The following is a 13695-nucleotide window of genomic DNA, read 5'->3' on the forward strand; positions in this document are numbered from 1 at the left end:
AAAATAATTTTTTTGTCAAGTAAGGGCGCGAGCGATTCTCGCGCCCTTGTTAACGCATGCAAAATTCAAAATTGTACCGGTTCTTATTGCTTTAGCATTGATTCTAAAAGTTGTTTTTGTTCTGCACTCAAATCATAGGAAGAACAGATGAATATTTGCGGCTTCTTTTGCCAGTTATGCTTTCCCAGCTTCTCTACCAGGCCAAAACCGTTTAACTTGGGCATTATGATATCGATGATAATCACATCCGGTTCGTTCTCTAACGCTAACTTCCAGCCTGTTTCGCCATCAGGGGCAGTAATAACCTGATAGCCCTGACCGGTCAAAATATTACTGATATATTCCGTTACTGCCGGATCATCATCCACTGCCAACACAGTTGTTTTGGACGGAAGTTGTTTATGCTCTTTCAGCTCAGCAATTAATTTTGATTTATCTAACGGTTTTTTCAGATACCTAATTGCTTCGGACGGCAAATGGCCGGAACCTTCTTCCAAAGCGTTAATCGGCCGATTAGGCAGCGTAAAGTAAAAAGTTGCTCCGCTACCGGCTTCACTTTCCACCCAAATGCTGCCTCCTTGTAAGTTCAGTATTTTTTTCGTAATCGCCAACCCCAAACCTGCTCCGCCGGTTTGATCAGCAGTGTTTTCATTCACCTGTTTAAATTCTTCAAATATCCATTCGTGGTACTGAGGTGCAATGCCGATGCCGGTATCGGCTACCCAAAACTTAACCGCATCTTTAAGGTTTTCCGCCCCAAGTGTGATTTGACCGCCTGCCGGTGTATATTTAACCGCATTAGACAGTAAATTAACAAATACTTGCCTCAGCCGTTCACTGTCAGCCCATACCTGAGCAATATCGGGAGTAATGTTGTTTATTAGTTTAATCTGTTTGCGTATAACATCCGGCTGTACCATAGCCACTGCCTGCTGAGCAACGGCAGCCGGTTCAGTTGGCTTAATATCTAATCTCATTTCACCTGCTTCAATTCTGGAAAGATCAAGCAAATCATTAATTAGATTTAACAAATGCTGGCCGCTGTTAAATATTTCGCGGGTATATTTTTCCTGCTGTGGATTTAAATCTCCCAACACCTTATCTAACAGCACGTCAGAAAAGCCAATTACCGCATTGAGGGGAGCACGCAGTTCATGGGAAAGCGTAGCCAAGTAATTTGTTTTATTGCGGTTAATAGTTTCTAACTGTTTATTTTTAGCCTGCAGTTCTTTAGAAACAAGCTGCAGTTCTTCCGTTCGAGCGATTAATTCTTCATTTAATGCATTTAATTCTTCAGTTTGGCTGGTTAGCTCTTCGTTCAGGGCATTTAATTCTTCGGTTTGACTGGTTAGCTCTTCGTTCAGGGCATTAAGTTCCTCATTTTGTTGAGCCAATTGTTCATTTCTTTCGGTTAATTGCTCAGATAAATCCACTACCTGCTGATAAACCAAAGCATTATTTACCGCCACTGAAATTTGACCGGCAACATTAGTCAGCTCTTTCATTTGCTGTTCACTAATTTGCTGCATTGAAGCGGCACTGATTACCCCCAACACCTGCTCGTTAAATATTAACGGCAGCTGCACGATACAGGCGGGAAGCATCTCGCCGCCCAACCAGTTGACTGTATAATCAGTGTCTTTCGGAATATCAGAAATGACATAAGCTTTACCGCTGGCCGCAGCCTGCCCTTCCAAACCTTCACCTAATTTAATATTTTTAGTTGATAATTCCCTCCCGGAATTAAAGGTCGCTTGCGGAACCAGCACTTGGCGATCTTTATCCAGCAAAAATACCACTCCGACAGTAAAGTCAAAAGCATGGCAAATTTGCGTTAAAGAATCGGTGAGCATGTCACGGATATCCAAACTGCTTACCAATGACTGCAGCACTTTGTCTCGATTCTTTTGCATTTTAAATTGTTGACCTAATTCTACAGCCATCGTATTTAACGCCTTACCCAAAGCACCTATTTCATCATTATTTTTTATCTTGACTCTTTTGCTGAAATCACCGCCAGCCATATCGCGAGCTATATCAGACATTTCAGTAATTGGTTTAATAAATTTTTCTAACCCAAAATATATTGCCAGCATCATTAAAGCCATAACCAGCAAGGCAGCCAGCGTAAATTTAAACACATTGTTCCAATATGGGGCATATAACTCGGTTAATTCTTGACGCACAATTAAACCCCAACCTGCCTCCGGTATTGGGCGGTAAGCAGCAATCATCTCGTCCCCATCGTAACCGGTACACTGCATAACACCGCTTTCTCCGTTGACCACTTTAAAAGCAGGCTGTGACTGCAGTTGATACTGCAGTGCTGAATTGGGTCGAGCACGCAAATCCGTAATAGCCGTCCGGTTTTGATCGATTAAAATAATTTCACCGGTTTCGCCCATTTTCAGCTGATAGCTTAAAAGAGGCTGAATAACACTTGCTATATTAATGCGAAAAACCAGCACACCAACATAACGATCGGTGCTTTCATCCGCAGCGGTTTTTGCCTCCAGCGGCAGCGCAAAAGCAACGCTGGGCTGATTGGTATATGTAGACTTATAAGCATTACTGAAATATATTTCTCCGGTTTGCAGCGGAATATTAATTAAATCATCCACCGGGCGATAGGTATTTTGACGGCTTTGTTCAGAAGACAGCCATATCCGGCCTTCCGGATCAGTAAAATAAATTTCTTCAAAAATGTTACCTTGGCTAACTATTCTTTTCCAATATTCCGCTAATTCAGCCTCGGTTTGTCGATAATCTTCCCCCATCACCCACTGATTGACATACTGATGTAGCAGCGGGTTTGCAGCCAAAGTGTATACTTCATATTTTCTGTTATTCAGCCAACGTTTAATATCATCACTGATAATATCCGCTGCCAGTGTAAAATATTTATTAACATCTTCGTTAATATGTTTCTTTTCATGTACATAACTCAAACACAATACACTAGCCATTAATAATACAATGACTAAAAAAACCAGTGCCATCACTTTAAAACGAATGCTTTTATATAATAGTTGTGGTAATTTAAGCATCTATACAACCTTCTTTTCCAAGTTTTTGCCACTGTCAACCGGTAGATAAACAGAAAAAACGGTGCCCACACCCGCTTTACTGTCTACCTTTATTTTGCCGCCGTGCTGTTGAACAATTGATTGACAAATACTTAAGCCTAAACCGGTACCGGTATCTTTAGTAGTAAAAAACGGCTGGCACAATTTGTCCAACTTATCAGGCTCAATACCGCAGCCGCTGTCCACCACCTGTAGGCAAATTTGCCGGTTAATTAAATATTTGGTTTCCAGCCAGATCTCTCCCTCATCAGAGATTGCCTCCACGGCGTTTTGTACCAAGTTTAACAGCAACTGTTTAATTTGCGCTGCATCCATAAGTGATTCCGGAATATTGCTGTCGGTTTTTACATACACTTTAATACCACGGGCATAAGTTTGAGAATTAATTAAAGGAAGCATTTCCATTATAATTTTATTAATATTGCAGGGAGCAAAATTAGGCGGTTTTGGACGGGCTAACTGCAAAAAGTTTTGAATTACCTCTTGCATCCTTTCAATTTCAGTGTTCATTGCCTGCATATAACTTTTAATTTCTTCATCGCACCTGGCTGTAATTAATTGGGCAAAACCTTTAATTACTGTTAACGGGTTTTTTAGCTCATGAGCAACGCCGGCCGCCATCTGACCAATTACCGCCTGATGTTCGTTGGCTCGCAGCGTTTTTTCCATCTGCCAGAAAACAGTAATATCATCATAAACGATTACCGCTCCTACTTTATTCCCATCACGATCCCTAATCACATCGGTACGGACGTCAAAAATTTTATTTAAACCGTTGTACTTTATCCCGTAAATTTGCTGCGGCTTCTCATTTTCCAACGTCTTTTTCAACAAACTGTTATTTTTATATCGCGGAAAGACATCATAATAATACTCACCGATTGGATCCCCCTGCAAATTAAACAATTCTCTCGCCTTTTGATTAATCATGCTGATCTTTAAGTTAACGTCAACCGCAATAACCGCTGAAGATAAGCAGCGCAAAATTGAGTCCGCACTGACCTGCAATTCTTCATAAGCATTTTTTAAAGATTGCATCTCCAGCTCTTTATTCCGCTCTTCCCGCTGCTGAGCTATCACTTTTTTCACTACATCAACCAGCTCGCTGTATTTTAGCGGCTTGCGAATATAGTCAACAGCCCCCAAATGCAGTGCCCGGGCAGCAATTTCTTCAGATCCGAAAGCAGTCATAATCACTACCCAAGTTGAAGGATAGCTGCTTTTTATTTTCTCTAATATTTTTAGGCCGTTTTCTCCCGGCAGCATAACATCTAAAAGCACTAAATCCGGCTGTTCACAACAAACTAATTGCCAAGCCCTTTCGGCATCTAATGCACAGCTTACTGTAAACCCTGCTTTTTCCAGGTATAATTTGGCTGTTTCTAAATGTATTAGCATGTCATCAACAATTAATATTTTTTCTGGCTGGCTGGACTCGGTTAATTTCCCCATCATTGTTCTCACCCCATAATTGAAGTAACCTTAAATTGCTGCGTGTATATTTATTCTTTTTTTCACATTTAATTCCTGCATATCTCACAATTAATTTTTGAATTTTCTAAACGCTTTACTTATTTCCAGGTAAAGTCTTTTCCGGTCACTTCAATTCTTTCGGTAATGTAAATAAAAGCGCTGTCATCGACTTCTTTAACCACGACCTTAATTCCGGTAATTTCAAAGTTCTTTACTAACGTGTTGACTAGCCAAAAAACCCCTTGCCCTTTCAGATAGCTTATACCCCGGCCTAATTCATAAATAATACTGTTGGCAACAAGCATTAAAAGCCATAGCGTTAATTGCTTCATATATTTAAATTATTAGCAGGATCTTTGACTTGCTCATCTAATTAATTTAGAAAGGGAAGGTGATAACAATGTCAAATCAAAAAAAGTTGATAATAGCAATCATCGCTGTATTATTGTTTACCGGATTTTTTCTCAATAATAAAAATTCATTAGTTAAAGAAGCGGAAAAGGGTAATCTTGATAACGTAAAAAAGTTACTGGCGGAAGGTATTGATGTGAACAGTCAAGACGGAAAGGGCTGGACTGCATTGATGTGGGCGGTGCGCAACAATCATCCCGATGTTGTACAGTACCTGTTGGAGCAGGGTGCTGACGTTAATATGCAGAATAATGAAGGAAATACCGCATTAATGTGGGCCGCTTATCTAGGATACCATGATTTACTGCAATTGTTAATTACCAGCGGGGCAAAAGTTGAACAAAGCGGCCAGGATGGCTGGACGCCGTTAATGTTTGCCGCTGCCAAAGGTAACCTTGAATGCGTGCAAACGTTGATAGAACATGGTGCGGAGGTAAATCATAAAAATGTAGATGGCTTCACTCCCTTAATGTTTGCTGCCTTGGACGGGTATTATGAGGTTGTAGAGTGGCTTTTGCAAAATAACGCCGATGTCAATGCTAAAAATGCCGAAGGGGCAACCGCTTTAGATTTGGCAGAAGCACAAGCTCATCTGGAAATAGTAGACCTGTTGAAGCAAAAGAGCCTTTAAATCAGCAGCAAAACTAAAATTATGATCATTAAAGCCAGCGATAAAACTACGTAATCTTCAATCCTTTCGTTGGCAAACAACGTTATGTAGTGCGGTTCCTGATAATCTGTTTGTTTTCTGTATTGCTTTTTATTGTGCATAGTTATCCCTCATTACATTAAGGTTCTTCGCTGATAAACAGCATCACTACAATTAAAGCAAGCACGGCTTTTAGCACTGCCGCTGCGGTTCCTACCAGCAACGGCTTACTGCCTGCCTTACTCAGCTCGTTCAGTGAAATTTGCATCCCCATACCGGCTAAACCGATAGCAAAACACCAGTTATAAAGCTTGCGAATGATCATCAGTTCCGGTGACGGTGGCGACGTCTGTCCAAATAAACCAAAAGAAGTCATTAATACCATTATTAAAAAGCCTATAACAAACACCGGAAACCGGCTCCATAAACTGGTATTAATGTTTATGTCATCAACATAGTATTTAGTTTTACTACTGACAAACACTGCTAATACCAACACCACAAAGGGCAAGAAAATCACTCGCAGCAGGTTGTAAATCTCACCGGTTTTTAAACTTATTGAAGCCTGATTATGATTGGCTACTTCGGGATCAAAGGCCAGACAGGCAGCTAAAACCTGACCGGTATTGACTATTCCTGTTCCTGCCCAAACACCAAACTGGTGCGATGTCAACCCAACCAATGTACCAACCAACGGGAAAATAGCTACACTGGCTAAACCAAAAGAAAGAATAGTGGCAATAGAGTAAACCACATCCGTTGTTTTGGCCCGCACCGCAGGGGCTGCAGCAATGATTGCAGAAACCCCGCATATTGATGTGCCGGCCGCCAATACCGCTGCAGATGAAGAATCCATGTTTACTTTTTTTGCCAACCACAAAGTAAATATTATGCTTATAAAAACAAAGCTTAAAACCAAAATTAGCCCCGTCAATCCCAGGCGGGCGACATCCTTCATACTGTACATCGAACCTAAGAGCACAACACCTAATTTAATAAACATTTGTGAAGTTCTTATTCCCGGAACTGCCCAATGAGGTACAGAAAAAAGGTTTTTAATTAACATGCCGATGATAATGCTTAACAGCACATAGTTTAAATGCAGTAGATCAACTAAGTACTTTTTTGTAAACTCGTTGGCCGCAAGATAGGCTTCCAATCCCGGCCATTGGGGAAAACCCAAATCCGCCGCTCCACGGGTTAAGACGGCAATGGCAAACATCAGCAAAATACCGGGTATGGTTTTCACTAATAACCGCACTATGTAAAATTCCCTTCTGTATATTTTGTTGCATATGTTTTGACAAATTTACTTATATTTCACCAAACAACATTATAAAGCATCAGAAAGAATTCGCAAAGCAGGTGGGTAGAAAATAAGCAATTTTTGTTTTTTATTGCCGGTTATTTTACGGCAAGTTATAATAAATATGTCTAAAATGATGTTATAAGGTGATGAAAGGGGTAATACCTTTGAAAAAAGATAATATCACTTGTATCCAAAGGGCAAGATTCTTTTTTTATTTCTTCGAAAAAAGAGAGTGGCAACCCGGTGAAGAGCCCCCGTTGAAAAAAATTGTCAAAGCTAAAAATGTTACTCCCGAAGCGGTGAGAGAACTAAATAAATTTTTAAACAATCGCCTGGAACGCATTGCAACTATGATGGATATCTTATTAGCAGCGCACGATGACTGGGCTGTTACCGGGCGCAAAGATCACATTTTAATGGAAACACAATCCTTTGATTTTAATGAGGCTTTAAAATTGTTAAAAGACAAGGGTTTTAATGATGATGAGTTTGTTTTAAAAGTAGAATATGAACGTAAATGGGGTATGTTGTAAACGCAAACACAAAAAGGGCTGAAGTTCCAGAGCCTATAGCTCGTGGTACTTCAGCCCATATTTGCTTTATTAATTAGTGGCCGGCAACGGAAGCCCAGTAACCGCCGAGGATTAAGACGGAGAAGATAAAGCCCAACGGAACGTTAACCAGTACACCGGTGGTAAATGCTGCGAAAGGCCTCCAACCAACTGATGCCAGCTCCTTAAAGCGAGTGGTTAAACCAATAGCTAAGAAGCAGAATACAAAAGCCCATGTTCTCAAAGTCTTAATCGGTGAAATAACGTCACTGTTAATTTGGTCTGCAACAGCAGGGGCTTGTCCGGCTAAAACAAAAGTTAACAGTGCTGAAGCAACAAAGAAACCAAGAACAAATTTAGGGAATCTATGCCAAATTTCGGCGGCATCCGGCTTAGTACCGTCTTCTCTCTTTTCCCACTTAGTGATTGAAATCAGTGCCAAAATAAAGCACCAAATGCCCACAAACATATCCCGGCCAACAACCTTCATCAAAGTAAAGGTAGTGATTGCTTCATCACCAATGGCCGCGGCAGCGGCGATACCGGCAGAATCAGCAAACTCGGAAGTACCAATCCAAGCACCGGCAGGACCTTCCGAAATACCCAAGAAGTTAATCAGGATTGGCAATAAGTAAATCATGATTACAGCATAAACAACTACCAGTGAAATCGCAACCGATACATGATTTTTATCAGCTTTTACTGCACCGCCGATGGCGATAGATGCGGACACACCGCAAATTGAACCGCCGGCACCAAGAGTAGCGGCAAACCTTTTATCCAGGCCAAACAGCCTGGTTCCTGCCCAGTAAATGGCCAAGAAGGTAGTAACCGCAATTACCGTTGCCTGAGCAAAAGCAATCGGACCGGCTTCAAGAATCTTAGTAAACGGTAAAGTTGCACCTAACAAAACAATACCAACTTTAACGTAAAATTCGGTACGCAGCGCTGATTCAAACCATTTGGGGATTTTTACCGTATTACCAATGATCATACCCAAAGCTAATGCTACCAGCGGAGCTTCCAAGTTATACTTTTGAGCCCACTCCCAAGATCCAAAAATAGATACAATAATGGCGGCTAAAAAGAGAATTGCAAAACCGGGAATAAAATCCTTTAAATCATGGCCGATAATTTTGACAGCAATTGAAAAAATAGCTGTAAGCACTATAAACATAGCAATTACGGAACCAATATTATCCGCTAAATATGTGGTTACCGTACCGAATTGGTTCCAATCCGGAATATTTACCGCTATGTACTTAATGGAACCACCTGCATAGAAAAACATGATGGCAGCAATAACCAAACCGAGACCAAGCCACACTGCCCACCAATCTTCTTTTTTGAAAAGATCAGTCCAGCCGCTGCTTGGTTTTGTGGGTTTGTCACCCATTGATAATCATCTCCTTTGAATTTAAAATTGAGGCTTTTTGCCGGCAACAAAAGCCTCGAAATACCATAAAACAATAAATATATGTCGTTAACGACAGGATTACAGGTTTAGTTAAATTGGTTATTAATTTTAGTTAAAATAATCATCAACTATTCATTCAATTTACTTAATATTACCTTCATGTTATCAACTTAATTAACTATTCAAATACTATTTAATTTAATTTGTTATTTACTATTGATAATCTATTCACATTTTTATAATCTAATTATAAGATAGCCCATTCACATTTTTATATTCTAATCATAATCTATGCTAAGTCAATAACTCACAAATTCTATGACTATTTAGCTTTCCTAATACAGTAGATAAGCGTCACTATAATGACACAAATGTGTCATTAAAACTTTTAAAGATTACATTGACTATTTATTCGCCATAAATTTCAACAGTATATATTTAAATTATTAGCAGGATCTTTGACTTGCTCATCTAATTACATAGAGAGGGAAGGTGATAACAATGTCTAATAAAAAAAAGTGGATTATCGCAATCATCCTAGTACCATTATTGCTTGCCGGTGTTTTTTTCTTCAGCAATCAAAACTCATTAGTTAAAGAAGCGGAAAAGGGTAATCTTGATAACGTAAAAAAGTTACTGGCGGAAGGTATTGATGTGAACAGTCAAGACGGAAAGGGCTGGACAGCATTGATGTGGGCGGTGCGCAATAATCATCCCGATGTTGTACAGTACCTGTTGGAGCAGGGTGCCGATGTTAATATGCAGAATAATGAAGGAAATACCGCATTAATGTGGGCCGCTCATGAAGGGAACCATGATATGCTGCAATTATTAATTGCCAGCGGGGCAAAAGTTGAACAAAGCGGCCAGGATGACTGGACGCCGTTAATGTTTGCCGCTGCCAAGGGTAGCCTTGAATGTGTGCAAACGTTGGTAAAAAATGGGGCAGAGATAAATAAAAAAAATAAGGAAGGTTTTACCCCCTTAATGTTTGCTGCTTTAGGCGGGCATTATGAAGTTGTAGAGTGGCTTTTGCAAAATAACGCCGATGTCAATGCTAAAAATGCCAAAGGGGCAACCGCTTTAGATTTGGCAGAAGCACAAGACCATCTGGAAATAGTAGACCTATTGAAGCAAAAGAGCCTTTAAATCAGCAGCAAAACTAAAATTATGATCATTAAAGCCAGCGATAAAACTACGTAATCTTCAATCCTTTCGTTAGCAAACAACGTTATGTAATGCGGTTCCTGATAATCTGTTTGTTTTCTGTGTTGCTTTTTATTGTGCATAGTTATCCCTCATTACATTAAGGTTCTTCGCTGATAAACAGCATCACTACAATTAAAGCAAGCACAGCTTTTAGCACTGCCGCTGCGGTTCCTACCAGCAGCGGCTTACTGCCTGCCTTACTCAGCTCGTTCAGTGAAATTTGCATCCCCATACCGGCTAAACCGATAGCAAAACACCAGTTATAAAGCTTGCGAATGATCATCAGTTCCGGTGACGGTGGCGATGTCTGTCCAAATAAACCAAAAGAAGTCAATAATACCATTATTAAAAAGCCTATAACAAACACCGGAAACCGGCTCCATAAACTGGTATTAATGTTTATGTCATCAACATAGCACTTAGTTTTACCACTGACAAACACCGCTAATACTAAAACCACAAAGGGCAAGAAAATCACTCGCAGCAGGTTGTAAATCTCACCGGTTTTTAAACTTATTGAAGCCTGATTGGCTACCTCGGGATCAAAGGCCAGACAGGCAGCTAAAACCTGACCGCTATTTAATATTCCTGTTCCCGCCCAAACACCAAACTGGTGCGGTGTCAACCCAACCAATGTACCAACCAGCGGGAAAATAACTACGCTGGCTAAACCAAAAGAAAGAATAGTGGCAATAGAGTAAACCACATCCGTTGTTTTGGCCCGCACCGCAGGGGCTGCAGCAATGATTGCAGAAACCCCGCATATTGATGTGCCGGCCGCCAATACCGCTGCAGATGAAGAATCCATGTTTACTTTTTTTGCCAACCACAAAGTAAATATTATGCTTATAAAAACAAAGCTTAAAACCAAAATTAGCCCCGTCAATCCCAGGCGGGCGACATCCTTCACACTGTACATCGAACCAAAAAGCACAACACCTAATTTAATAAACATTTGCGAAGTTCTGATTCCCGGAACTGTCCAATGAGGTACAGAAAAAAGGTTTTTAATTAATATGCCGATGATAATGCTTAACAGCACATAGTTTAGATGCAGTAGATCAACTAAGTACTTTTTTGTAAACTCGTTGGCCGCAAGATAGGCTTCCAATCCCGGCCATTGGGGAAAACCCAAATCCGCCGCGCCACGGGTTAAGACGGCAATGGCAAACATCAGCAAAATACCGGGTATGGTTTTCACTAATAACCGCACTATAAAGTTCCCTTCTTTGAGAAATTTTTCGTATATTCTAACAACATTATAAACCATCAGTAACAATTCGCAAACTAACCAATTAGATTATAAATACCTTTTATTTTTATCCGGATAAAAGTATTAGCTAGTGAAGGATTAGTGCCGAGGATTGTTTGAGCGTTAGTAGTATACTTTGAACTTAATCCCGCTAACACAAAAAGGGCCGAAGCACCTGAGCCTTTAGCTCGTAGTACTTCAGCCCATTTTTTATGTTTAGTTGACTGTTAAAATACCCTAAACATGAGTATAAAGATCACTAATAATGTAACACCTAAGCCTAAAGAATATTTAATTAGTTTCATTTCAATAGGCAACAAATCGTAATATTCAGTTTCATAAGCCTCAGCAGCTGTAACCGTTTCTTCTGCCAGTCTGGTTTTTGTTTCAGCCATCTTAACAACCTCCTTTTATTATATTATTAACCGCCAATGGTCGGAGGTGTAATTCCATGGTAGAATATATAGGAGATTAACAGGCCTACCCAAAGAATGAAACCAAACAGAGCAACAGCATATACTGTTACAATCCGACCCATACCTTCCTGCCACAACTTACGCACATTGGTAATCAAACCAATAGAGAAGAAGCACAGTGCAAAGAATATCGTTCTAAAGGCATTAGATTCACTTACACCGGCATTAAGGGTATCAACAGCATCCGGGTTACCTAAACCGATAAAGAACAGGATAAAGAATGTTAGTACAAACCCGATAATGAATTTCGGGAAGCGATCCCATATTTCTCCAGGACTTACCTTTGAGCCAGCTTGTGAACTAGCACCGTTTTTATCAATGCGGTATACTGACCAAATTACAGCCAGGATGAAGGCCCAAACACCGATGAAAATGTCAATAAAGACTTTCGTGGTGGTAGTCACCATCAATATCCAGCCTTCTTCGTACTGTACACCCAATTCGCTCAATGCTCTGGCTCTAACCAGTGAATCAGTAATCGCTCCACTGGCAACTGCCCCACCGTCACTCTTTACTGCCAAACCCATCCAGGCACCGGCTACCAACGGATCGTCATACAAGAAAGCCTGTGCCAACCAGGGCAAGAACAGCAACTCTAAAGCAACAAAGACAATAATAACGGCGGATAGAATAACAGGAACTATGGGACGGGCACGAATAGCACTACCGGTAGCGATAGCAGCGGACACACCGCAAATAGAGATACCGGAAGCCAGCGGTGCGGCCCATTCTGGTGTAAATTTGAAAAACTTACGAGATATAAAGTAAACTACCGGCCAGTAAATTAAATATGCTTCTACTACTGCACAAAGACCCCGAATAATAATGGTTGTGGCCAAACCAAAAGCACCCAGTGTTTTAACCGCAATAGAAGCACCGAGAATAACAATACCGGTTTTAATGAACCATTCCGGCTTGGCCGCTTCTTTTAAAAAGTCAGCAAACTTTAAGAAGAAGTTACCGATAATAAGCCCTACCACCATGGCAAAAATGTAGCCCATTTCACCAAGGCCAAGGGACCAAGTAATACCAAAAGCTTCACGTTTGTCCGGAGTAGCACCGATATATGCTATGTTTCCTATGGCATTACATACCGCAGTAATCCAGAAAATAATTGTGAAACCGGCTGCATATCTTTTTACATTAGCCCCCATCACTTTGGCGCCAAATGTTGTAATAGCCAACAGAAATAGGAATGTTATTATCAAAGATACATAACCGGGCATCCAACTGTAGGCTTTCGATACAGGCTTAAATGCATCAGATAAATTAATCCAAGTGCTGCTTTTAACAGCCCAGCCTAAAATGTCTACGCCCATTAGTGGCCCTAAACCTAATGCAAAGATGAACAGTCCGAGCCACGCGGCCCACCAGTCTTCATCTTTTAGCATTGGTTTTCTCTGATAACTAATTTCAGTCATATGTTACCCCCCTTTTTACTTTTGACAGTTGACAGTTAGTTGGCTAGTTGGCTGCTAAACAGTTCCCATAGATCACCCCCACCTTTATGTATTTGAAAATTAAAAATATTTTTGATTATATTTATATGCGTAATATGCAATATGTTGTATATTGGATACTGGATAATTGTTCCTGCCCTTAGAAGTTTTCACATTGTCTAACGTTGCTACTATAGGCTATAATTAAATTTGTATAGTACATTGCCATTGATAAAGTATTCACTTTCCTTTTGTGTTTATGTTAATTTTTGCACTATTAAAAGTCAATAACTCCAGAATCTTATGACTATTTCCCTTACCCATTGCGACGGTTAATTGCCGCCCCAGTGACACAAATGTGTCATTTTGATGGTATTTTTGTTTCATTGGCATTGTGGGTGAATTTGTAACAAAATTGAACTG

13 protein-coding genes are annotated in these 13695 nt (G+C 40.3%); 3 read left to right on the top strand and 10 right to left on the bottom strand.

Annotated elements, in window-relative coordinates; all coding sequences use genetic code 11:
- Positions 1–83: 83 nt before the first annotated feature.
- The 3 genes from ACZ5NG_RS09810 to ACZ5NG_RS09820 all read right to left on the bottom strand — a co-directional run bounded on the left by ACZ5NG_RS09810 (position 84) and on the right by ACZ5NG_RS09820 (position 4891).
- Complete coding sequence (locus tag ACZ5NG_RS09810; protein ID WP_464251631.1) at positions 84–3047, bottom strand: ATP-binding protein; 2964 nt, start codon at positions 3045–3047, stop codon at positions 84–86.
- Positions 3048–4541 (bottom strand): two-component system sensor histidine kinase NtrB, encoded by a 1494-nt coding sequence (locus ACZ5NG_RS09815; protein ID WP_464251632.1) that lies wholly within the window; start codon positions 4539–4541, stop codon positions 3048–3050.
- Between the two features lie 116 nt (positions 4542–4657).
- Positions 4658–4891 (bottom strand): DUF2179 domain-containing protein, encoded by a 234-nt coding sequence (locus tag ACZ5NG_RS09820; RefSeq protein WP_464251633.1) that lies wholly within the window; start codon positions 4889–4891, stop codon positions 4658–4660.
- A 68-nt stretch (positions 4892–4959) separates the two neighbouring features.
- On the opposite strand from ACZ5NG_RS09820, the gene ACZ5NG_RS09825 reads away from it, so the two are divergent.
- Complete coding sequence (locus ACZ5NG_RS09825; RefSeq protein ID WP_464251634.1) at positions 4960–5601, top strand: ankyrin repeat domain-containing protein; 642 nt, start codon at positions 4960–4962, stop codon at positions 5599–5601.
- Here ACZ5NG_RS09825 and ACZ5NG_RS09830 read toward each other — a convergent pair.
- Complete coding sequence (locus ACZ5NG_RS09830; protein ID WP_464251635.1) at positions 5598–5741, bottom strand: hypothetical protein; 144 nt, start codon at positions 5739–5741, stop codon at positions 5598–5600. The two genes, ACZ5NG_RS09825 and ACZ5NG_RS09830, sit on opposite strands and share 4 nt — an antisense overlap.
- Before the next feature lie 17 nt (positions 5742–5758).
- Entirely contained in the window at positions 5759–6841 is a 1083-nt protein-coding gene (locus ACZ5NG_RS09835) for a YeiH family protein (RefSeq protein ID WP_464253149.1), read from the bottom strand.
- A 251-nt stretch (positions 6842–7092) separates the two neighbouring features.
- Here ACZ5NG_RS09835 and ACZ5NG_RS09840 point away from each other — a divergent pair, with 251 nt between their 5' ends.
- Complete coding sequence (locus ACZ5NG_RS09840) at positions 7093–7461, top strand: hypothetical protein (protein ID WP_464251636.1); 369 nt, start codon at positions 7093–7095, stop codon at positions 7459–7461.
- 73 nt (positions 7462–7534) lie between these two features.
- Here ACZ5NG_RS09840 and ACZ5NG_RS09845 read toward each other — a convergent pair whose 3' ends face one another.
- Entirely contained in the window at positions 7535–8875 is a 1341-nt protein-coding gene (locus tag ACZ5NG_RS09845) for a YeiH family protein (protein ID WP_464251637.1), read from the bottom strand.
- Positions 8876–9397: 522 nt separating this feature from the next.
- Between ACZ5NG_RS09845 and ACZ5NG_RS09850 the strand changes: the two genes are divergently transcribed.
- Positions 9398–10045: an ankyrin repeat domain-containing protein gene (locus tag ACZ5NG_RS09850; RefSeq protein ID WP_464251638.1), complete on the top strand. Its 648-nt coding sequence runs from the start codon at positions 9398–9400 to the stop codon at positions 10043–10045.
- Here the strand turns inward: ACZ5NG_RS09850 and ACZ5NG_RS09855 are convergent.
- From ACZ5NG_RS09855 to ACZ5NG_RS09870, 4 genes are all read right to left on the bottom strand, one after another.
- The gene (locus tag ACZ5NG_RS09855; RefSeq protein ID WP_464251639.1) at positions 10042–10185 is read right to left on the bottom strand and encodes a hypothetical protein; all 144 of its coding nucleotides are present in this window, start codon (positions 10183–10185) and stop codon (positions 10042–10044) included. The two genes, ACZ5NG_RS09850 and ACZ5NG_RS09855, sit on opposite strands and share 4 nt — an antisense overlap.
- 17 nt (positions 10186–10202) lie before the next feature.
- Positions 10203–11279: a YeiH family protein gene (locus ACZ5NG_RS09860; protein WP_464253150.1), complete on the bottom strand. Its 1077-nt coding sequence runs from the start codon at positions 11277–11279 to the stop codon at positions 10203–10205.
- A gap of 305 nt (positions 11280–11584) precedes the next feature.
- Positions 11585–11752, bottom strand: coding sequence for a hypothetical protein (locus tag ACZ5NG_RS09865; protein ID WP_464251640.1), 168 nt, complete (start codon positions 11750–11752; stop codon positions 11585–11587).
- A 26-nt stretch (positions 11753–11778) separates the two neighbouring features.
- Entirely contained in the window at positions 11779–13254 is a 1476-nt protein-coding gene (locus tag ACZ5NG_RS09870) for a putative sulfate exporter family transporter (protein WP_464251641.1), read from the bottom strand.
- Positions 13255–13695: the final 441 nt, after the last annotated feature.

The sequence above is a fragment of the Desulfovectis peckii genome (assembly GCF_055391705.1).

Coding starts and splice junctions, on each gene's coding strand:
- ACZ5NG_RS09810 (WP_464251631.1), bottom strand. CDS start 3,047: ATGCTTAAATTACCACAACTATTATATAAAAGCATTCGTTTTAAAGTG.
- ACZ5NG_RS09815 (WP_464251632.1), bottom strand. CDS start 4,541: ATGATGGGGAAATTAACCGAGTCCAGCCAGCCAGAAAAAATATTAATT.
- ACZ5NG_RS09820 (WP_464251633.1), bottom strand. CDS start 4,891: ATGAAGCAATTAACGCTATGGCTTTTAATGCTTGTTGCCAACAGTATT.
- ACZ5NG_RS09825 (WP_464251634.1), top strand. CDS start 4,960: ATGTCAAATCAAAAAAAGTTGATAATAGCAATCATCGCTGTATTATTG.
- ACZ5NG_RS09830 (WP_464251635.1), bottom strand. CDS start 5,741: ATGCACAATAAAAAGCAATACAGAAAACAAACAGATTATCAGGAACCG.
- ACZ5NG_RS09835 (WP_464253149.1), bottom strand. CDS start 6,841: ATGTTTGCCATTGCCGTCTTAACCCGTGGAGCGGCGGATTTGGGTTTT.
- ACZ5NG_RS09845 (WP_464251637.1), bottom strand. CDS start 8,875: ATGGGTGACAAACCCACAAAACCAAGCAGCGGCTGGACTGATCTTTTC.
- ACZ5NG_RS09850 (WP_464251638.1), top strand. CDS start 9,398: ATGTCTAATAAAAAAAAGTGGATTATCGCAATCATCCTAGTACCATTA.
- ACZ5NG_RS09855 (WP_464251639.1), bottom strand. CDS start 10,185: ATGCACAATAAAAAGCAACACAGAAAACAAACAGATTATCAGGAACCG.
- ACZ5NG_RS09860 (WP_464253150.1), bottom strand. CDS start 11,279: ATGTTTGCCATTGCCGTCTTAACCCGTGGCGCGGCGGATTTGGGTTTT.
- ACZ5NG_RS09865 (WP_464251640.1), bottom strand. CDS start 11,752: ATGGCTGAAACAAAAACCAGACTGGCAGAAGAAACGGTTACAGCTGCT.
- ACZ5NG_RS09870 (WP_464251641.1), bottom strand. CDS start 13,254: ATGACTGAAATTAGTTATCAGAGAAAACCAATGCTAAAAGATGAAGAC.